An 18,604-nucleotide genomic window follows, 5' to 3' on the forward strand; every position below is an offset into this window, starting at 1 on the left:
CAACCGATACTTCCCTTATTAGCGCTGGAGTTTTTATTGTGACCCGACAACGTTTAATTATTGCAGCGCTACTGATCACATCCATTGGCATGTTTTTCATTAGCGGTGCCCATCAATGGTTCACCCTGGAAACCATCAAAGCATACCAAAGCGACTTCCAAACGGCCTTTAATCAAAATCCTTGGCAGGTAGCGGGGATCTTTTTTGCTGTTTATGTGGTGATAACGGCGCTCTCACTGCCGGGCGCCACGCTGATGACCTTACTTGGCGGTGCGCTATTTGGGCTCGGCTGGGGTCTGCTGATTATCTCCTTCGCCAGCACCATGGGGGCCACGCTGGCCTTTCTACTTTCACGGTTTCTTTTCCGTGGCCCTATCGAAAAGCGCTTTCCACGCCAGTTTGCCTCGGTGAATCGCGGCGTGGAGCGCGATGGCGCTCTTTATCTATTTACCATGCGTTTAGTGCCGGTATTTCCGTTCTTTATGATCAATCTGGTCATGGGTCTAACGCGCATAAAAACCGTCACTTTTTATTGGGTAAGCCAGCTCGCGATGCTGCCCGGCACCGCCATCTATGTGAATGCGGGTGGGCAGCTGGGCGAGCTAGAGAGCCTTGGGGATATTCTTTCACCGACGCTTATCGCCTCGTTTTTACTGCTGGCCATCTTCCCCTGGATAGCTCGACGCATTGTACAACTGGTGCAGAAGCGCAAAGCTTATAAAGGTTTTACCCGGCCAGCAGGCTTTGACTACGATATTGTGGTGATCGGCGGCGGTTCAGCGGGGCTGGTTACCAGCTACATCGCCAGCGCCGTGAACGCCAAAGTGGCGTTGGTGGAAAAACACAAGATGGGCGGCGACTGCCTGAATACCGGCTGCGTCCCGTCTAAAGCGTTAATTCGTGCCGCCCGCGCCGCCCATGAGATTCGCACCGCACACCGGTTCGGAGTGACTGCCAGCGAGCCGCAGGTCGACTTTGCCAAGGTGATGGGCCATGTGCATCAGGCGATTAGCGATATCGAACCCCACGACAGTATAGAGCGCTATAACGGCTTGGGCGTTGAGGTGTACCAAGAGCACGCCAGGCTGATCTCGCCCTGGGAAATACAGGTGGGTGATAAAACGCTGACCGCACGGCATATCGTGCTGGCCACCGGCGCACGGCCCCGGGTGCCGTCGCTGCCGGGTATTGAAATCGCCCCCGTTTTAACTTCCGAGAACCTCTGGTCGCTTACTGAACTGCCCAAGCGTTTAGTGGTGCTGGGCGGCGGCGCCATTGGCTGCGAGCTGAGCCAAAGTTTTGCCCGCCTGGGTAGCCAGGTCACCCTGGTGGAAGGCGTTTCTCAACTGCTGGGCCGTGAAGATCCAGAGGTCGGTGAGCTAGTCGAAAGTACCCTGGCGGGCGAGGGCGTAATTGTAATGACCGATGCCAAGGCGCTGGAAGTTCTCAACGATGATAGCGGCTATCAGCTAGTGGTGGAGCATGACGGCGATCGCAAGCTGCTAGCGTTTGACTACCTGCTGGTGAGTGCTGGTCGCCAAGCCAACGTGGAGGACTTAGGGTTAGAAGCGCTAGGTATCACCACCACAAAAGCGGGCACCCTTGAACTTAACGAGCGCCTGCAAACCCGCCTACCCAATATCTGGGCCTGCGGTGATTTGGCAGGGCCCTATCAGCTTACCCACGCTGCTGCTCACCAGGCGTGGCACGCGGCCGCCAATGCCCTGTTCGGCGAGCTGAAAAGCTTTGCGGTGGATTACCGCTATATGCCCGCCGTCACCTATGTACAGCCGGAAGTGGCAAGGTTGGGATTAAACGAAAAAGAGGCTAACGCACAGGGCATTGCCTTTGAAGTTACCCGCTACGCCATGGGCGAAAGCGACCGCGCCATCGCCGAAGGCGCCACTCAAGGCTTTATCAAAGTGCTTACCGTGCCCGGCAGAGACAAGATTCTCGGTGCAACCATCGTGGCGGAAAACGCCGGTGAATGGCTGAGCGAATTTACTCTCGCCATGAAGCACGGTCTGGGCCTCAATAAGCTGCTGGGCACCATTCACCCCTACCCCACGCTAGGCGAAGCGGCCAAGGCCACTGCGGGGGTATGGAAAAACGCCCACAAGCCCGAACGAGTGCTGGCACTATTGAAGCACTACTTCAATTGGCGACGCGGTGACAAGTCAGCTAAAACAATTGATTCCTAGCGCACCACGTTGAAATATAATTAGGGACAAGAAGTACGCCTAATCGTTTCGCCCGTTAGCAGGCGGGTGCACTTTGGCGAATGTTTCAATAATTTCGCGCACTACTTTACGCTGGGCAGCGGGAAGCTCCCGGTAGAGAGCCAGCAATTGGCGCTCTTCACTGGTGGGCGAAACGTCCCAACTTGCGGAAGGTTCGCTGACGGTATGAGCGGTGCTAGCGCCGTAGCGCAAGTGGTGTGGGTCGACAAACAGCCAGCGAGCCAAAACCTGGAGCTTATCCTGACTGGGGATCGAATCACCACGCAGCCAACGCCTAACGGCCTGAAACGTGATCGGCTTTCCCCAATAGCGCAGATTAAATTCCCGCTCAAGCACTGACGGCCGCGCTTCGTACCCCGCTGCTTCCAGTGCCGCTTTTAGACGCTCGGCGAACATGATCTTTTCATTCATGCCGCCAATGTGAAGCGATTGTTCAATAACAGTTGAATAACGGTTCACCTTTTGATTGAATCATTAATTCAATTTCGAGTTTTCGCTTAGGCGAGTTGCTATGTTAAGCGCTAAGATGCGGCGCTTGAGGAGTCATTCAGAATGAGTGGCACACTATCTCCATCGGTGCAAAATCTCGACGATCTGTGTCATAAGCTGGCGCTACTATGCGGCTCAGCAACCCCTCTCGAGCTTTTTGAACTGCTGGCCAAAACGCTGCATGCGCTTACACAGGGTCAACCAGTGGCACTTTATCGCCGCTTAAGCACAGGAAACCTTCGTTTGGCGTACTACTATCCGTTGGAAAGTACCCTCGCCTCTCACCGCGCGCTGCTCGCTATTCATTGTTACGACGATCTAGCCGCCTCAGAGCTGCAACTGTATGAACTAAAGGGCGAACATGAAGTGTGGGGGTATATTGGGCATCCACCTGCGGTTCACGCTGGGCCTGGCAAGTGGATCCAGCTACTCGTCGATCTTGCATCCCAACGCTTACGCTTGTTAAAAGCAGAGCGTATGGTCACTCGCCAATCAGGTTTAAAGTCTCGCCGCAGATTGCTGTCCAGAGATATTAAAAAACTGACTTCCATTGATGATATTTTGCAGCATCATGGCGCTAGCTGGTGCGATATTTTTCAGGCCGAAGGCATCGCGCTGGCTTATCAGGGCGACCTTCACTGCTTTGGCGAGTGTCCCTCGAAGCACCAGTTATTTCATCATTTACAGCAGTTGAATCAACACAATGCCCGTGACGAAATCGCCGAGCTGAATGGCAGTTGCCAAGGAGGTTTAGCGGCCCCGCTAAGCGTCGCCAATGCCTCCTTGGGTTGGTTGCTACTATTTCGCCAACAGCCGCTACTCCCCGCTCTGGTTGCTGATACGACGCTTCAAGACGTCTTGAGTTATTGGATGCCGCAGGAAGCCTCCATGATGATTGAGCTGGCCGACGATTTAGCCGTGGCCATAACGGCCCAGGAGGTCGTTCATCTCAACCGCCAGTTAACCAAAACCAATCAACGCCTTGAGGGTTTAGCCCACACCGACCCCTTAACAAAATGCTGGAACCGCTACTATACAGAGCTGGTGATTGAGGATTGGATCAATTCGTCAGTCAGTTTTGCCATGTTGATGTTTGATATTGATGATTTTAAAAATATTAACGATACCTATGGGCATGCAACCGGCGATGATATCTTGCGTAATATGACCCAGTTAGTGCAGGAAACGTTGAGACATGAGGATCACTTTGGGCGTTGGGGAGGCGAAGAGTTCGTCATCATATCCAAGGGGCTTGACCAAGATGCCAGTCTAAAGCTGGCTAACCGGCTCTGCCGCAACGTGGAGCAACACACCTTCGACATCGCTGGCCAATTAACAATCAGTATCGGCCTGACCCTTGCCCAGCCCGGCGACCGCCCCCGCCAGCTATTTGAGCGGGCGGATCAAGGCATGTATCTGGCTAAATTGGCGGGTAAAAACCAAGTCTTTGTCTGTTAATCCCCAACAGCACCTTGCTTCTTCTATAGGCGATGTCCATGCAGCAATTATTACTCATGGGTGCGGGCCATGCCCACGCCTTTGTACTCGAAGCCTTTGCCAAACAGCCTGAACCAAGCATCGCGATTACCGTGGTGAGTGATAGTCCTTTAGCAGCTTACTCCGGCAGCGTACCCGCATGGCTAGCGGGGGAGTGTACGCTGCGCGAGACACAGATCGACGTGGAGGCATTGTGCCAAAGAGCCAATGCTCGGCTAATTCTTTCCACAGCGAGTACGATCAACACCCAGGAGCGTTACGTAGCGCTGGCAAATGGCGAGCGCGTTAATTTTGACATGGCCTCCGTCAACATCGGCTCGACCCTGACCTCTCCTCAGCAGCATGGGGAGAACCTCCCCAAGCTACTCGCCATGCGCCCACTGAGTAGTCTGCACCAGCGCTGGCAGGCACTGCAAAATGACATTAGCCATTTACCCAGCGGCGGCGCCCAACGGGTAGTGGGCGTTGGCGGAGGCGCTGCGGGCTGTGAAACACTGATGAGCGTACTGGCCCAGTTGAGCAAGCAGCGCCCGGATATTGATTGGCAGGGGCATTTGCTCAGCGCGTCTAACGCTCTATTGCCCGATGCCGGGCACGTGCCACGCTGGCTAATGCGACGCGCGCTGTCACAGGCAGGGATTACCGTTCACGTTGAACAACGCGGCGATACGCTGATGGAAGGCGGAGTAACCACCCAGAACGGTAAACGCATCGATGCGGACATCGTCCTGTGGGCAACGGGGGCTGTCGGCCACCCTTGGCTGGCGGGGACTGATCTGCCATTAGATCAACACGGTTTTATCCGCGTAAACCATTCGCTGAAGGTTAGCGACCAGCCGAATATCTTTGCCGCTGGCGACTGTGCAGCGTTTACCCCAGCGCTACCCAACGCAGGGGTTTATGCGGTGCGCATGGGGCCATACTTAGCGGATAACCTTCGCCGTGCCTGCCAAGGCGAACCGTTACTCCCCTGGCAGCCACCCAAACGGGTGTTGGCACTCATTGGCACTGGCGACGGCCGCGCGATTGCCAGCCGCGGAGGCTTTGGGGTATCCGGCAAGTGGGTATGGCAATGGAAAAAGCGGATTGATGCGCGCTTTATCGCCCGCTTCAATCCGCCTTTTGAAGGCTAACTGGCTGAATCAGTTACCTTCGCGCCAGCCGCCTAGCACCCGACTATCCGGGCCAAAGAAGACCAATCGATCATGGTCAATCAAATACCGATAGGCGGTCTCCAGCATATCCGTGACCCGCTTGGCATCGCCCATTTGCGGGCACGCCATGCGGGTGGTGGCTAACGGGCTAAACTCAATGCGCTGGTTCTCACCGAGTGTTGCTTCACCACTAAAGCGATTACAGCCGTCGTAACCGCTAACTTTGCCCTCTTGTGAAATCTCGAAAAATGGCGTTTCCGGCATAGAGAGCCGCTCATCAGTCCCCACCAACAGTAGGTTCCAACGCTGCTCAACAATAGCGCCCTCAAGCGAGGCATCGTTAGCGCCCCCTTGTGGTATAGAACTTGGCCCTGGCGAACTGCTACAAGCACTTAACAGTAGCGCAGCGGAAGCCAGTAGTGGTAACAAGCGCCAACCTTTCATGGTGATCGTTCCTTTTGTCATTGTTACCAGCTACCGGTGTTTTCCATAGAAGCCCATGGCTCTTGTGGCGCCAGGGCATCGCCTTTTTGCAGCAGCTCCACAGAGATTCCATCCGGTGATTTAACAAACGCCATATGGCCATCACGGGGTGGGCGGTTAATCGTCACGCCGTTGTCCTGAAGGTGTTGGCAGAGCGCATAAATGTCATCCACCCGATAGGCTAGGTGGCCGAAATTACGCCCGCCGGTGTACTCTTCGGGATCCCAGTTATACGTCAGCTCAAGCTCCGGAGCCGTCAGCCGCTCTGAGCGTGGCTCATCTTCTGGTGCAGCCAGAAACACCAGCGTGAAGCGTCCTTTCTCGTTCTCTTTTCGGCGAACTTCTTTAAGACCCAGCAGATCGCAGTAAAAATGCAGCGAAGCATCCAGGTCATTAACACGCACCATGGTATGTAGATATTGCATATCGACTCCTGTTAAAAACGGCCTTGGTCATACTTTACAAAAACGTGACAACAGAAATAAATCGCTGCAACGCTGTATAATTAAATAATACCGTTTATCTTAGCTGGGTTTACCCGTCGGAGAAACCTGTGGATTCAGTCACTCAAGCCGCGCTTGGCGCAGCCATTGGCGGGGCAGTACTGGGCCGACGCCTTGGCCGTAAGGCCATCCTTATCGGCGCCGTACTCGGCACCCTGCCCGATTTTGATGTAGCGCTGGATTATGGCGATGCTGTGGCTAATGTCACCGAGCATCGCGGTTTTAGCCATTCGCTTTTTGTACTAACAGGGTTAGCCACCCTGTTGGCGCTGCTATGCACACGATTTGCTCCTGCAAAAGATATTAGCCTACCTCGCTGGTGGTGCTTTTTTGGGCTTATTCTGATTACCCATCCTCTGCTTGATGCACTAACCACTTACGGCACCCAGTTGCTTTGGCCTCTTGATCTCGCTCCCACCGTGTGGCCGATTATTTTTATTATCGATCCGCTCTATACACTGCCGCTGCTATTTACCTTGGGCGTCGCCTTGGTCTCTCAGCGGGTACGTAAAGCCTGCATATGGGGACTGGCCATCACGAGTGTTTACCTAATGATGGCAGCGGGTGCGAAATTAGTGGTAGAGCAACGTCTTGCCCCAGCCCTGGTAGAACAGGGTCTTGAAGAGGCTCCGCTACTGATACAGCCAACGCCGTTTAACATTGTGCTATGGCGCGCCACGGTGATCGACGGGGAGCGCTATCATGAAAGCCTGATTAGTGTGTTTGACGGCGACCGTAAACCGCGTTTCGAACCATTAATTCGTAACGCTGGGCTAGAGGCGTTCGCCCTGGCCAGCCAACAGGGAGAGCGTTTAATGTGGTTTGCGGGTTCTTTTTTACGCTATGAAACGCGACTGCTAGAGGGAAAAGAGACGCTGATCGCCACCGATATTCGGCTCGGCTTCCCAGGCTTCCATCCGTTTAGCTTTACCCTGGCAACGTTAGAGGAAGAACACTGGGTACCGCTTGCGGTAAGCGAACAGCTGGAGAGTACCCGCGGTATTCAGATGCAAACGCTATCGCGCCTCGCCGCTCGAGCCGCAGGCAACACCTCGGCCCTGTGCGCCAGCGATTTTATGACGCATGAATGGCGGGCCGACGAACGTTTTGTCTATCGTTGCTAAGCTAGCGTTTTATTAGGGAGCAATACCTTGGCCACAGCCACTATATTGCTCCCCGCCATAGGTCAGCGTAACGCGAGCGGGAAACGGCTTGCCGCTCATATTATCGAAACAGGCCCCAGCATCGATACGCACGCGGAAAAAGGGCTCCACGTCAGCGTTTTCAATCACGACTCGACCAGCTTCATTGTCCATCACACTAACCATATAAGGTAGCTGGAGACGCTCTTCCCCATAGTTCGTTTCCATCGTCAGTGTCGGCGTGTCATTTGCTAACGCAACCGTCCAGCCCGGTTCGTTACCCTGACCAAAGAACATCACGCCGGGCTTTTCAGCTCGGGTTAAGGCGTCACGCTGCTTGGCCAACGAGCACTGCAACTGCCCTCGTGGCGTTTCCACTAGCGCCTCGTCACCCCGGTTCCAGAAGCTGATCTCACCATCTTGGTAGCGGGCACCGCTGGCCACGACGGCTTGGGGCAGCCGCCATGCGCCGTGCAGCGACCATAGGCGCAAATCGTTGGCATTGGTGGCAGCCACTAAGTGCTGCTGAGCGGGTTCGCAGTGCCACGCATCAAAACGCTGCGCAGTGCCGGGAAAAAGCGCCGAGGGCAGAAAGGGTGCCCGGTTATCCAGCGTTGCTTGGTTAGCGGCTTTAGTTTCTGTGGAGGGCGTGGCTGCACACCCCCCGAGCACCACCATCACACCGACTGCGGCGATGGCTCTACCCCATGCTTTTAACGTATTCATACGTCATGCTCCCTGTATAACTAATTCTATTGTTTGCTGAACTTCTTAGCCACGTTTGAACGCCTGCAGATCGTGCGTATCGATACTTTCCACCTGCGGGGGCAACCCCAGCTCTTCGCGTTTGATTTTAACCTGCATTTTTTCCGCTAGCCGTTCGGCGTCGTCATCGGTAGTGCGCCCGTTAAGCTCCGCCAACTGCGCCATGCCCTGGTGATAGAAAGTGAGCAGATCCAGCGCCGTGCGGTTGCTCTCTTCCACCGCTTTGCGCAGTTGCGAAAGATAGCCACTGACTTGCGACAGGTGATGCTTGAGTTGCCAGACATAGCGCACCTCCGTCATCCATGGGCGCTCACGCAGCACGGCAAATAGCGCGCTGGTGGCCAATAGCCCAAGTAGCACACCTAGGGCATTGAGCCATAGGCTGCTGCCAAAGGTGGAGGTAAGGAGCATTGAGAACAGGAGGCCGAAAATAATCAGTTGCCCCGCCATGGCAAAGCTAATCATGCGGGCTTTGCGGCGGTAGGTCTCGGGGTCGTGATGTTCTAGGGTAAATACCATGGCCAGCCTCATTATCGCTGCAAACGCCCTATGATACGGGGCTGGCCAGGGCAAACAAGTAATAGCGTTTTACAAATGCAATTACGCCAAACGCTCCGCGGCCGTTTTGAGTAAGTGCTCGGTCGTTTCCCAGCCCACGCAGGCGTCGGTGACCGATACGCCGTAGCGCATGGCGCCAGGTTTGAGCGGCTGCTTGCCTTCGAACAGGTGGCTTTCCAGCATCAGCGCGACCAGGTTGGCTTCGCCTGCCTGACGCTGCGCCAATACATCCAGCATCACTTCACTCTGGCGGCGATGATCTTTACGCGCATTGGCATGGCTGCAATCCACCATTAGCCGTGGGTTTTGCCCGGCATTACGCAGCGCGATGGTTGCCGCACGTACGTGTTGTGCCTGATAGTTAGGCTCACCGTGCCCGCCACGTAACACTACGTGGGTGTGCAGGTTGCCTGCAGTTTGCTGGACGACCGGGTAGCCTTGCGGGTCTACCGCGAAACGCTGGTGCGGATGGGCCGCCGCACTCATGGCATCGATAGCCACTTGTACATCGCCACTGGTGGCATTTTTGAACCCCACCGCCGCTGACAAATCACTGGCCAGCTCACGGTGCAGTTGCGATTCGGTGGTTCGTGCACCAATCGCTACCCAGCTTAGTAAATCGTCTACGTAGGGCGCCAGCATCGGTTGTAAAAGCTCGGTAGCCACCGGCAAGCCGCGAGTGGCTACGGCATGCATCAGTTCACGAGAGAGCGCTAAACCACGTGGCATATCACCGCTGCCATCCAAGTCGGGGTCGTAGGCCAGCCCTTTCCAGCCCACAGTGGTGCGCGGCTTTTCAACGTAGACACGCATGACCGGCAAAATACGTTCACTGATCTCTTCGCTTAGCGCAGCCAGGCGGTCGGCGTATTCCAGCGCTGCATCTGGGTCGTGAACGGAGCAAGGGCCAACGACAACGAGCAGCCGGTCATCGTGACCACTCAAAATTTGCTGTACGGCGTGGCGCTGGCGGGCAATTTGCTCACTTAGCGGGCCGCCTAACGAGATACGTTGTCTGAGTTCGGCGGGGGTAGGCAGCCGCTTTGCATTGGGCTCAGGTGTTGAAGGCGTTAGCCGGGAAGTAGCATGGGCAGTGGTTACAAGAGTTTTATTAATAACAGGGCTGACAGGCGCATTCATGATTAGTTCTCCGCAATCGTGTGACATCGTATGGCTGTGTGACCACCCAAGTGAACACGGTCGGAGGTGGCAGCTAGCACCGACCGCGCGTCGCTAAATCGCCAGCTATAGCCATAACCCACAAAGCTGGTCGCGAAAGCGTTAGTCAGTGCGCGATAAATCATGATGCTGCTCCTTGATGAAATAACAGTGAAAAATGAGTTCTAAAACGCCAGAAGCCCCGGCGGGGTTACCGACCGGGGCTTCTGTGCTTGCGGCAGGCAACCGAGTGGTGTGCCTGGTGGCGCGACGTTAGGCGTCGGCCAGGGGCACACCGTAGCTAAACCAATACCCATAAAACGCAAAACCACCAACCAATTCTGGTTGTGGGTACACTGTATGTGGCGTGGTTGGTCGCTGCATGCCCATATTCCGTTAGATTCTGTTGGTTACGTTGGCAATAACTAGCCCCAGTAAATCGTTTGGCAGGGCTGCCGCCATGGCGTTCTAGTTTTATCCTGCCTGCAAGCGCTGCAAATGGCAACACTCAACCGCTAAAAGCTTGTACCCAGCCAATGGTAGCGGGCAGCGCGCTCATACTTACCAGCACCACCAAGCCTAGAAAGATGGACAGGAAACCAGAATCGTCTTTAAAGTTTTCGTCGTGGTGGGCCATGTTAGCCTCCTTTTTTATCAACGCTATATCAGGGGAGTGTCAAAAGCTGGGGCCATATTAAGTAGAACGGGGTGCGTAGGCAAACACATCCGAAAACACCCGCTCAAGCTTTATACCTTTTGTGTCGAGTACATCCAGGCAGGCGTACACCATATTGGGCGAACCCGAGATATAAACATCGTGGGTCTCTGGGGTGATATCTGTCGTTTTCAACACCTGATCAATACGGCCCAGATGATGGCTAATTCGCTCTCCCGCTGCTAACGGCTCTTCCAAGGGCGATTCGGTTACCGCATGAAAGCAGACATTGTCGTGTGTTTGCGCCCACTGGCTGGCCAGTTGCTCTAAATAGAGGTCGCGGTGTTCGCGGGCAGCCCACCACAGCGAAATTTCTCGTTCGGGCTGTTCATGCAGCACCGCTTCGACAATGGCTTTCATCTGGGAGAAACCGGTTCCTGCTGCGATTAGCAGCAGTGGCCTTTCGCTTTCGCGATCAAGCACGCACTCGCCACTGGGCAAACGCAGCGTGAGCTGGTTGGCTACCTGCAGCAGTTCACGCAGCCGCGCTGAGTTATCCCGCTCTGGCCAGTGTTGAATATGCAGTTCGATAACACCATCGCTGCGATCGGCACTGGCGATCGAAAACGGTACCCAGGTGGTGTCATCCAGCTTAAGCTCTAAATATTGTCCCGGCGCATGCTGCATGGCTTCGGCGCGCCCAGTTAGCGTCACGCCAAACACATCGGGGCTTAAGTTCTCAACCTCGGTGACTTGGCAAGTCAACGTCCTTGCACTCATGAAAGCCTCTTTTAACAAATTCGGTCAGCGATACAGCACATTTAAAGGCGAGAGGGGGGCAAATCCAGGCCAATCCCCAGCGCTTCCCAACGCTCATCTACGCGCGCTTTAACGGCATCATCCATCACAATCGGGGTGCCCCATTCACGGTCAGTTTCTCCTGGCCACTTATTGGTGGCATCAAGCCCCATTTTCGAGCCAAGGCCTGAGACCGGCGAAGCGAAATCGAGATAATCAATGGGGGTATTTTCGACCATCACTGTATCCCGCGCGGGGTCCATCCGGGTGGTGATCGCCCAGATAACATCTTCCCAATTACGTGCGTCCACGTCGTCATCCAGCACAATCACAAACTTGGTGTACATAAACTGACGCAGAAAGCTCCATACCCCCATCATCACGCGCTTGGCGTGGCCGGGGTACTGCTTCTTCATGGTGACCACTGCCATACGGTAAGAGCAGCCTTCCGGTGGCAGGTAGAAGTCGACGATTTCGGGAAACTGCTTACACAGAATGGGCACAAAGACTTCGTTAAGCGCCACGCCAAGAATCGCCGGTTCATCCGGCGGACGCCCCGTATAGGTCGAGTGATAGATCGCATCACGGCGCATGGTCATCCGAGTAATGGTAAATACCGGGAAGTGGTCGACCTCATTGTAGTAACCAGTGTGGTCACCAAAGGGGCCTTCCGCCGCCATGTCATCGGGGTAGATAAAGCCTTCGAGGATAATCTCGCTGGACGCGGGTACATCAAGATCCGCATGACCGCACTTCACCAGCTCGGTACGCGAACCGCGCAGTAGACCAGCAAAGGCATATTCTGAGAGCGAATCCGGCACAGGGGTTACGGCGCCCAAAATCGTCGCCGGGTCGGCACCCAGCGCCACCGCAACCGGGAAAGGCTCGCCTGGGTGGGCTTTCTGGAACTCCAGAAAATCCAACGCGCCGCCACGATGGGAGAGCCAGCGCATGATCAGGCGGTTCTTGCCAATCTTCTGCTGACGGTAAATCCCTAGGTTCTGTCGCTTCTTGAGCGGCCCCTTGGTGATCACCAGGGGCCAGGTGACCAGTGGACCCGCATCACCAGGCCAACAGTGCTGAATCGGCAGCAGCCCGAGATCGACCTCGTCGTCTTCATACACCACTTCCTGTACCGGCGCATGTTTGACGTTTTTCGGCCCCATGCTGAGCACTTGTTTGAAGATCGGCAGCTTGTCCCAGGCGTCTTTCAAGCCTTTCGGCGGGTCAGGCTCTTTGAGAAACGCCAACAGCTTGCCCACTTCTCTGAGCGCTTCTACCGAGTCTTGGCCCATGCCTAGCGCAACTCGCTTGGGGGTGCCAAACAGGTTACCGAGCAGCGGCATGTCGTGGCCTTTGACGTTTTCAAACAGCAACGCCGGACCACCGGCACGCAGCGTGCGGTCGCAAATTTCGGTGATTTCCAGGTAAGGATCGACTTCGACATGAATACGCTTGAGTTCACCCTGGGCTTCAAGCGCCGCGATGAACTCACGCAAGTCTTTGTACTTCAAGGCACGCTCCCTGGCTGGCGAATGCGCCGCGTTAGCGGCGCTCTTTTTGACTACAAGCTAGCGGCGCTTCATCGCCTCAAAGAACTCTAGATTGGTCTTGGTATCTTTCAGACGATCAATCAGGAATTCAGTGGCGGCGGTGTCTTCCATCGGATTGAGCAGCTTGCGCAAAATCCACATGCGCTGCATTTCATCCTCAGAAGCCAGCAGGTCTTCACGACGGGTGCCACTGCGACGGATATTGATCGCCGGGAATACACGACGCTCAGCCAGCTTGCGATCCAGGTGGGCTTCCATATTGCCGGTACCCTTGAACTCTTCGAAGATGACTTCGTCCATCTTGGAGCCAGTATCGACCAGCGCCGTGGCGATAATCGTCAAGCTGCCACCCTCTTCGATATTACGCGCCGCACCAAAGAAGCGTTTCGGCTTTTCAAGGGCGTGGGCATCGACACCACCGGTGAGCACTTTACCGGAGCTGGGCACCACGGTGTTATAAGCACGCGCTAAGCGAGTAATGGAGTCGAGCAGGATGACCACGTCTTTCTTGTGTTCAACCAAGCGTTTGGCTTTCTCGATAACCATTTCAGCGACTTGCACGTGACGCGCAGGCGGCTCATCGAAGGTTGATGCCACTACTTCGCCACGCACGGTGCGCGACATTTCGGTGACTTCCTCAGGGCGTTCATCGATCAGCAGTACGATCAGATGGCACTCTGGGTTGTTGCGCGTGATGGAGGTCGCGATGTTTTGCAACATCAGCGTTTTACCCGCCTTCGGCGGCGACACCAGCAAACCACGTTGGCCTTTACCGATCGGTGCGGTTAGATCGATGATTCGCGCGGTAAGGTCTTCCGTGGAGCCGTTACCGATCTCCATACGCATGCGATCGTCTGGGAACAGTGGCGTTAAGTTCTCAAACAGGATCTTGTGCTTGGCATTTTCCGGACGGTCAAAGTTGATTTGACTGACCTTCAGCAGGGCGAAATAGCGCTCACCCTCCTTCGGCGGACGGATTTTGCCGGAAATGGAGTCACCCTTGCGCAGATTGAAACGGCGAATCTGCGAAGGCGATATATAAATATCGTCGGGACCGGCGAGATAGGAGCTGTCAGCGCTACGCAGGAAGCCGAAGCCATCCTGAAGAATTTCCAGCACACCGTCGCCATAGATATCCTCGCCACTTTTGGCGTGTTTCTTGAGGATGGCGAAAATGATGTCCTGCTTGCGCGAACGGGCCAAGTTATCAATACCCATTTCACGGGCGATATCGAGGAGCTCGGGAACGGTTTTTTGCTTGAGTTCAGTGAGATTCATCGGTGTGTTAGAAAGTTGCTCATGGAAGCTGGGCGCCAGGCGCCGGGAATAAGACAGGAGGCGTGAAAGTGACGCCGTGTGATGCGTTCAGACCCCGGTAAAGGCACGCGCTCGAAGATGAAAGGAACGGCGTTGGACTTAACTAACAACGCTGCTGCTTGTTGTTATTAAGACTCAACTCGAGGGTGCTAACACTTGTCTCTTCTGGTTCACACAGGAAGAGTGGTTGAACCAGTGGGCTATCTGACGACTTGGAATTCTGGCTGACGCTAACGGGATAAACAGTGAATAACGTCTGGGGCGACCAAGGTGCCGTACTTGCACGACGCATACAAGATGATTTATCTAAACAGCGACTCATCTCAGCAGCGAAGTACTTGTGGACACGCTAACTAACTAGGTCAGATCAGGCCAGTAGCTCGATGGTAGTCAAGCGCCGCGACAAACGCAAGCCTTTAGGTGTCTAGCAATTGACAATAGATAAAGGTCGCCGCAACCTTGGCACAGCCAACACGAAGGAAAGCTCATGCCCAAGGACATTTCGCTCCCTATTGCCACCGCTCCCGCTGAGGCAGACAGCGGTACGCCGCAGCGCTTCGCCGCTATAGACCTGGGCTCCAACAGCTTTCATCTACTGGTGGCCAATTACCAGCATGAACGCCTCCAGGTGGTGGCCCGATTGGGCGAAAAGGTGCAGCTCGCTGCGGGACTAGACGACGACGGCTTGCTCAGCGAAGAGGCAATGCAGCGCGCACTAGACTGTTTGGGCCGCTTCGCGCCGTTTTTAAGCGATATCACCAACGCCAATTTGCGCATTGTCGGCACTAACGCGCTACGCGATGCCGATAATAGCCAAGCGTTTATCGAGCGCGCCGAGGCACAGTTAGGTCACGCCATCGAAATTATCGCCGGCCGCGAAGAAGCCCGGCTGATTTATTTAGGCGCCGCCCACGCGCTGGCCGAAAATGGCCGCCGATTAATCGTCGATATTGGCGGCGGCTCGACCGAATTCATTATTGGTGAAGCTTTTGAGCCTAAAGCGCTGGAGAGCCTGCGCATGGGCTGCGTGACCTTTTCCCGACGCTTCTTCTCCGACGGCGAGTTGAACGAAAAACGTATGCGCCGCGCCGAGCTCGCCGCTCTTTCAGAGCTCGCCAATATTCAGCGCCCCTATCAACGCCTGGGCTGGGACGACCCGGTCGGCTCCAGCGGCACGATCAAGGCCGCCGCCAGCGTGTTGCATGCCTATGGCGATACGCCCCACGAGGGTGTTATCACTCGCGCCGGCTTAAAGAAGCTGCGCGAACGGCTGCTGAAGTGCAAGCAACTGGATAAAGTCGCGCTGGAGGGCCTCAAGGCTGACCGTGCCAAAGTCTTCCCGGCGGGTATTGCCATTCTCGGGGCGATTTTTGAGGCCTTTGATTTAACCCAAATGCGTTTTGCCGATGGGGCGCTGCGTGAAGGCGTGCTCTACGATATGGCCGGGCGAAATACCGCCGAAGACTCGCGCTCGAAAAGTCTGGAGTCGCTACAGCGCACTTACGATGTTGATACCCGCCAAGGGCTTAACGTCGCCGACACTGCCGAGCGGCTGTTTCAGCAGGTACGCCATGTGTGGTCGCTAAACCTTGAGCAAGGGCGCTATTTACAGTGGGCTAGCCACGTGCATGAAATCGGCCTGGCGATCTCTCACAGCCAGTTTCATCGCCACGGTGCGTACCTGCTGGAGCATTCGGACCTCGCGGGTTTTTCGCGCCCTGAACAGCGCCAACTGGCGTTTTTAGTGCGCGCGCACCGGCGTAAATTTCCGCTCAAGGAGTGGCAGGCCCTGCCGGAAGCGCAACAGGAGACTACCCAAAAACTCGCCCGACTGCTGCGTTTAGCCGTGCTACTCAACCATTCGCGCCCGGAAACCGCTCCCTGGCTCCCAGAGATCAGCGCTGAAAGCGACAGCCTAACGATCACGTTGCCTGCCAGCGATGAACCCACCCTACTGAGTACCGACCTGGAGCAAGAACAGGCGTTTATGGAAGCCGCCGGTTTTAAGCTGGTGATTAAGCAGGCGACCTCAGGCGGGTAAAAAGGACTCCCTCTGCATGCCATAGCAGCTGGGCAGGGGGACGAACCACCCCAATACACGCCTCAGCCTGCATGATGACCACCAGCCGCTCGCGCTCCCAGGGCGGCATATCCGCCTCTTGTAGCAACCGCTTTAGGTCGCGCCGCCCTCGTTCAGGTAGCTGAATAACCTCCCCACCTTGTCGCCAGGTCGCTCTCAGCGGTTGAGACGGCTCTTGTAATGAAGCCACCTGCCACCCTAGCGGCCCGATGGGCGTTTCTAGTGGCGTTTTACCATCCCAGCTAACCTCCCACGACGATAATGCTTCAAAAGGCACCATCAGATAGAGCCGCTGGCGCCATAGGCGCGCCTGAGCGCCCGGCCACTCAACGCACACCGCGGCACCCGCCTTGGCATTCAATTGGTCCAACAGGCTCTCTAAGCGCTTCTGCGGCGGTGTTGGCAAGCCTTGCTGTTGGCAGAAGGTGCGCACCAGCAGCCGCTGGCGGGGACGGGAGCGCTGACTAAGCGCGCTTGCATCTATCTGCCCTTCTCCAGTGACGAGTTCGTTTAGCTCGGCTGCTAAATACTCGCTAAGCACCGCATCTGCTTCACCGGCGTTGGTTGCGCTATTGGCTAAAGCAGCGACGGCTGTGGGCCAGCGCTCGCGCAATGCAGGCAATATTCGGTGGCGCAGGCGGTTGCGATCAAAGCGAATATCTTGATTGGTGGGATCTTCACACCAGCGCAACTCAAGCAGCCCAGCCGCAGCTTCAAGTTCAGCTCGGCACACGGAGAGCCAGGGGCGCACCAAGGCGGTACTTTGGGCCTCCCGGCGATAGGGCATACCGGCCAGGCCGCGTGGCCCGCTGCCGCGCAGAGCGGCGAGCAGAAAGGTTTCCGCCTGATCGTCCTGGTGCTGGGCCAGCCAGAGCGTATCGCCAGCGGGGATGGTGGCAAAAAAAGCCTCATAGCGGGCGGTGCGAGCGGCACCTTCGATGCCTTTACCTTGCGTATTTACCGCCACATTGACCACGGTCAGCGGCACGTTCACACGCACACACATAGCTCGGCAGTGCGCTTCAAACGTCTGCGCTGCTGCCTGTAGGCCGTGATTAATATGGATAGCTCGCAGATGGCGGTCTGCTTGTTCACAGACCTTTGCGGCTAACGCCAGCAGTAGGCAGGAGTCCAAGCCGCCTGAGAGTGCCACCCAAATAGAGCGCCCTGGCGGGGTTTCCGCCAGGGCGTCGTTGAGCAAGCTTTGCAGCGTATTAAGCGGCTGGGGCGCCATAGCTCATTAAACGCTTGTAGCGACGCTCCAGCAGCGCGTCAGTATCCATTGACTGCAGACGCCCCAAACTCGCGGTAAGCGCCTCTTTGACCCGCTCAGCGGTGGTTAGCGGGTGACGGTGGGAGCCACCGAGCGGCTCTTTTATCAGAGAATCGACGAAACCCAGTTCTTTCAGTCGCTCGGCGGTAATACCCATAGCCTGAGCGGCGTCGGAGGCTTTTTCAGCGCTTTTCCATAAGATCGATGCGCAGCCTTCCGGCGAGATCACCGAGTAGGTCGAATACTGCAGCATTTGCAGTTCGTCGCATACGCCAATTGCCAGTGCGCCGCCGGAGCCGCCCTCGCCCACCACGGTGGAGATAATCGGTGTTTTCAGCCGCGACATAACGGCCAGGTTATAGGCGATGGCCTCTGACTGACCGCGTTCTTCGGCGTCGATGCCGGGATAGGCGCCGGGGGTATCGATAAAGGTCAGGATCGGCATTTTAAAGCGCTCGGCCATCTCCATCAGACGGCACGCTTTGCGGTAGCCTTCTGGGCGCGGCATACCGAAGTTACGGCGCACTTTCTCTTTGACATCGCGGCCTTTTTGATGGCCAATCACCATCACTGGCGCATCATTCAACCGCGCAATGCCACCTACCAGCGCGGCATCATCGGCGAAGTTGCGATCACCGTGCAGCTCGTCAAAGTCGGTGAAGATGTGTTCGAGGTAGTCCAACGTGTAGGGACGCTGAGGGTGCCGTGATAGCTGAGAAACCTGCCAGGGAGTCAAATCCTTGAAGATCGATTCCGTCAGCTTGCGGCTCTTCTCTTCCAGCCGAGCAATCTCGTCGGAAAGGTTGACTTGGCTATCGGAGCTGACTAACCGCAGCTCCTCAATTTTTGCCTGAAGTTCGGCAATCGGCTGTTCAAAATCGAGATAATTAGGATTCATCGGCTCTGCCTGTAAGCTGCCTGTCAAAAACAAGCCTGATC

18 protein-coding genes are annotated in these 18,604 nt (G+C 55.8%); 5 read left to right on the forward strand and 13 right to left on the reverse strand.

Annotation, left to right across the window (positions count from 1 at the left end; all coding sequences use genetic code 11):
- Nucleotides 1-38: 38 nt before the first annotated feature.
- The gene (locus tag HZU72_RS09325) at nucleotides 39-2,201 is read left to right on the forward strand and encodes a dihydrolipoyl dehydrogenase family protein (protein ID WP_180091550.1); all 2,163 of its coding nucleotides are present in this window, start codon (nucleotides 39-41) and stop codon (nucleotides 2,199-2,201) included.
- 39 nt (nucleotides 2,202-2,240) lie between these two features.
- Here HZU72_RS09325 and HZU72_RS09330 read toward each other — a convergent pair whose 3' ends face one another.
- On the reverse strand, nucleotides 2,241-2,636 hold the full coding sequence (locus HZU72_RS09330) for a transcriptional regulator (protein ID WP_286903358.1): 396 nt from the start codon (nucleotides 2,634-2,636) through the stop codon (nucleotides 2,241-2,243).
- A gap of 156 nt (nucleotides 2,637-2,792) precedes the next feature.
- Here HZU72_RS09330 and HZU72_RS09335 point away from each other — a divergent pair, with 156 nt between their 5' ends.
- Together HZU72_RS09335 and HZU72_RS09340 are read left to right on the forward strand one after the other, a co-directional pair.
- On the forward strand, nucleotides 2,793-4,187 hold the full coding sequence (locus HZU72_RS09335) for a GGDEF domain-containing protein (RefSeq protein ID WP_180091551.1): 1,395 nt from the start codon (nucleotides 2,793-2,795) through the stop codon (nucleotides 4,185-4,187).
- Nucleotides 4,188-4,219: 32 nt separating this feature from the next.
- Nucleotides 4,220-5,359 carry an FAD-dependent oxidoreductase gene (locus HZU72_RS09340; protein ID WP_180091552.1) on the forward strand — a complete coding sequence of 380 codons (1,140 nt, stop codon included), beginning with the start codon at nucleotides 4,220-4,222 and terminating at the stop codon, nucleotides 5,357-5,359.
- Between the two features lie 9 nt (nucleotides 5,360-5,368).
- Here HZU72_RS09340 and HZU72_RS09345 read toward each other — a convergent pair whose 3' ends face one another.
- Together HZU72_RS09345 and gloA are read right to left on the reverse strand one after the other, a co-directional pair.
- On the reverse strand, nucleotides 5,369-5,824 hold the full coding sequence (locus HZU72_RS09345) for an META domain-containing protein (protein WP_235976054.1): 456 nt from the start codon (nucleotides 5,822-5,824) through the stop codon (nucleotides 5,369-5,371).
- Between the two features lie 23 nt (nucleotides 5,825-5,847).
- Nucleotides 5,848-6,288, reverse strand: a complete 441-nt coding sequence (gene gloA / locus HZU72_RS09350) for a lactoylglutathione lyase (RefSeq protein WP_180091554.1) — start codon at nucleotides 6,286-6,288, stop codon at nucleotides 5,848-5,850.
- A gap of 128 nt (nucleotides 6,289-6,416) precedes the next feature.
- Between gloA and HZU72_RS09355 the strand changes: the two genes are divergently transcribed.
- The gene (locus HZU72_RS09355) at nucleotides 6,417-7,490 is read left to right on the forward strand and encodes a metal-dependent hydrolase (protein ID WP_180091555.1); all 1,074 of its coding nucleotides are present in this window, start codon (nucleotides 6,417-6,419) and stop codon (nucleotides 7,488-7,490) included.
- A 12-nt stretch (nucleotides 7,491-7,502) separates the two neighbouring features.
- Here HZU72_RS09355 and HZU72_RS09360 read toward each other — a convergent pair whose 3' ends face one another.
- From HZU72_RS09360 to rho, 8 genes are all read right to left on the reverse strand, one after another.
- Nucleotides 7,503-8,234 (reverse strand): MliC family protein, encoded by a 732-nt coding sequence (locus HZU72_RS09360; protein ID WP_180091556.1) that lies wholly within the window; start codon nucleotides 8,232-8,234, stop codon nucleotides 7,503-7,505.
- Between the two features lie 45 nt (nucleotides 8,235-8,279).
- The gene (locus tag HZU72_RS09365; RefSeq protein WP_022520177.1) at nucleotides 8,280-8,792 is read right to left on the reverse strand and encodes a DUF3087 family protein; all 513 of its coding nucleotides are present in this window, start codon (nucleotides 8,790-8,792) and stop codon (nucleotides 8,280-8,282) included.
- A gap of 81 nt (nucleotides 8,793-8,873) precedes the next feature.
- On the reverse strand, nucleotides 8,874-9,971 hold the full coding sequence (locus HZU72_RS09370; protein WP_180091557.1) for a 3-deoxy-7-phosphoheptulonate synthase: 1,098 nt from the start codon (nucleotides 9,969-9,971) through the stop codon (nucleotides 8,874-8,876).
- 2 nt (nucleotides 9,972-9,973) lie between these two features.
- Nucleotides 9,974-10,135 (reverse strand): hypothetical protein, encoded by a 162-nt coding sequence (locus HZU72_RS09375; protein WP_180091558.1) that lies wholly within the window; start codon nucleotides 10,133-10,135, stop codon nucleotides 9,974-9,976.
- Nucleotides 10,136-10,497: 362 nt separating this feature from the next.
- Entirely contained in the window at nucleotides 10,498-10,626 is a 129-nt protein-coding gene (locus HZU72_RS23995; RefSeq protein WP_007111697.1) for a hypothetical protein, read from the reverse strand.
- A gap of 57 nt (nucleotides 10,627-10,683) precedes the next feature.
- Nucleotides 10,684-11,424, reverse strand: coding sequence for an FAD-binding oxidoreductase (locus tag HZU72_RS09380; protein ID WP_180091559.1), 741 nt, complete (start codon nucleotides 11,422-11,424; stop codon nucleotides 10,684-10,686).
- 41 nt (nucleotides 11,425-11,465) lie between these two features.
- Nucleotides 11,466-12,956 (reverse strand): 4-hydroxy-3-polyprenylbenzoate decarboxylase, encoded by a 1,491-nt coding sequence (ubiD, locus tag HZU72_RS09385; protein WP_180091560.1) that lies wholly within the window; start codon nucleotides 12,954-12,956, stop codon nucleotides 11,466-11,468.
- 57 nt (nucleotides 12,957-13,013) lie between these two features.
- Nucleotides 13,014-14,273: a transcription termination factor Rho gene (gene rho / locus HZU72_RS09390; protein WP_007111700.1), complete on the reverse strand. Its 1,260-nt coding sequence runs from the start codon at nucleotides 14,271-14,273 to the stop codon at nucleotides 13,014-13,016.
- Nucleotides 14,274-14,799: 526 nt separating this feature from the next.
- On the opposite strand from rho, the gene ppx reads away from it, so the two are divergent.
- On the forward strand, nucleotides 14,800-16,353 hold the full coding sequence (gene ppx, locus HZU72_RS09395) for an exopolyphosphatase (protein WP_180091561.1): 1,554 nt from the start codon (nucleotides 14,800-14,802) through the stop codon (nucleotides 16,351-16,353).
- On the opposite strand, the gene tilS is transcribed toward ppx, so the two are convergent.
- On the reverse strand, nucleotides 16,328-17,626 hold the full coding sequence (gene tilS / locus HZU72_RS09400) for a tRNA lysidine(34) synthetase TilS (protein ID WP_180091562.1): 1,299 nt from the start codon (nucleotides 17,624-17,626) through the stop codon (nucleotides 16,328-16,330). The genes ppx and tilS overlap by 26 nt on opposite strands.
- Nucleotides 17,607-18,563: an acetyl-CoA carboxylase carboxyl transferase subunit alpha gene (gene accA, locus HZU72_RS09405; protein WP_022520184.1), complete on the reverse strand. Its 957-nt coding sequence runs from the start codon at nucleotides 18,561-18,563 to the stop codon at nucleotides 17,607-17,609. The genes tilS and accA overlap by 20 nt, the downstream gene beginning before the upstream one ends.
- Between the last annotated feature and the right edge of the window lie 41 nt (nucleotides 18,564-18,604).

The sequence above is a fragment of the Vreelandella sedimenti genome, assembly GCF_013416325.1.
GTDB classification, from domain to species: Bacteria; Pseudomonadota; Gammaproteobacteria; order Pseudomonadales; family Halomonadaceae; genus Vreelandella; species Vreelandella sedimenti.

Bases quoted from the DNA above. Each gene is read 5' to 3' on its own strand.
- HZU72_RS09330 (WP_286903358.1), bottom strand. From the start codon at position 2,636: ATGTTCGCCGAGCGTCTAAAAGCGGCACTGGAAGCAGCGGGGTACGAA.
- HZU72_RS09335 (WP_180091551.1), top strand. From the start codon at position 2,793: ATGAGTGGCACACTATCTCCATCGGTGCAAAATCTCGACGATCTGTGT.
- HZU72_RS09340 (WP_180091552.1), top strand. From the start codon at position 4,220: ATGTCCATGCAGCAATTATTACTCATGGGTGCGGGCCATGCCCACGCC.
- HZU72_RS09345 (WP_235976054.1), bottom strand. From the start codon at position 5,824: ATGAAAGGTTGGCGCTTGTTACCACTACTGGCTTCCGCTGCGCTACTG.
- gloA (WP_180091554.1), bottom strand. From the start codon at position 6,288: ATGCAATATCTACATACCATGGTGCGTGTTAATGACCTGGATGCTTCG.
- HZU72_RS09360 (WP_180091556.1), bottom strand. From the start codon at position 8,234: ATGAATACGTTAAAAGCATGGGGTAGAGCCATCGCCGCAGTCGGTGTG.
- HZU72_RS09365 (WP_022520177.1), bottom strand. From the start codon at position 8,792: ATGGTATTTACCCTAGAACATCACGACCCCGAGACCTACCGCCGCAAA.
- HZU72_RS09370 (WP_180091557.1), bottom strand. From the start codon at position 9,971: ATGAATGCGCCTGTCAGCCCTGTTATTAATAAAACTCTTGTAACCACT.
- HZU72_RS09375 (WP_180091558.1), bottom strand. From the start codon at position 10,135: ATGATTTATCGCGCACTGACTAACGCTTTCGCGACCAGCTTTGTGGGT.
- HZU72_RS23995 (WP_007111697.1), bottom strand. From the start codon at position 10,626: ATGGCCCACCACGACGAAAACTTTAAAGACGATTCTGGTTTCCTGTCC.
- HZU72_RS09380 (WP_180091559.1), bottom strand. From the start codon at position 11,424: ATGAGTGCAAGGACGTTGACTTGCCAAGTCACCGAGGTTGAGAACTTA.
- rho (WP_007111700.1), bottom strand. From the start codon at position 14,273: ATGAATCTCACTGAACTCAAGCAAAAAACCGTTCCCGAGCTCCTCGAT.
- ppx (WP_180091561.1), top strand. From the start codon at position 14,800: ATGCCCAAGGACATTTCGCTCCCTATTGCCACCGCTCCCGCTGAGGCA.
- tilS (WP_180091562.1), bottom strand. From the start codon at position 17,626: ATGGCGCCCCAGCCGCTTAATACGCTGCAAAGCTTGCTCAACGACGCC.
- accA (WP_022520184.1), bottom strand. From the start codon at position 18,563: ATGAATCCTAATTATCTCGATTTTGAACAGCCGATTGCCGAACTTCAG.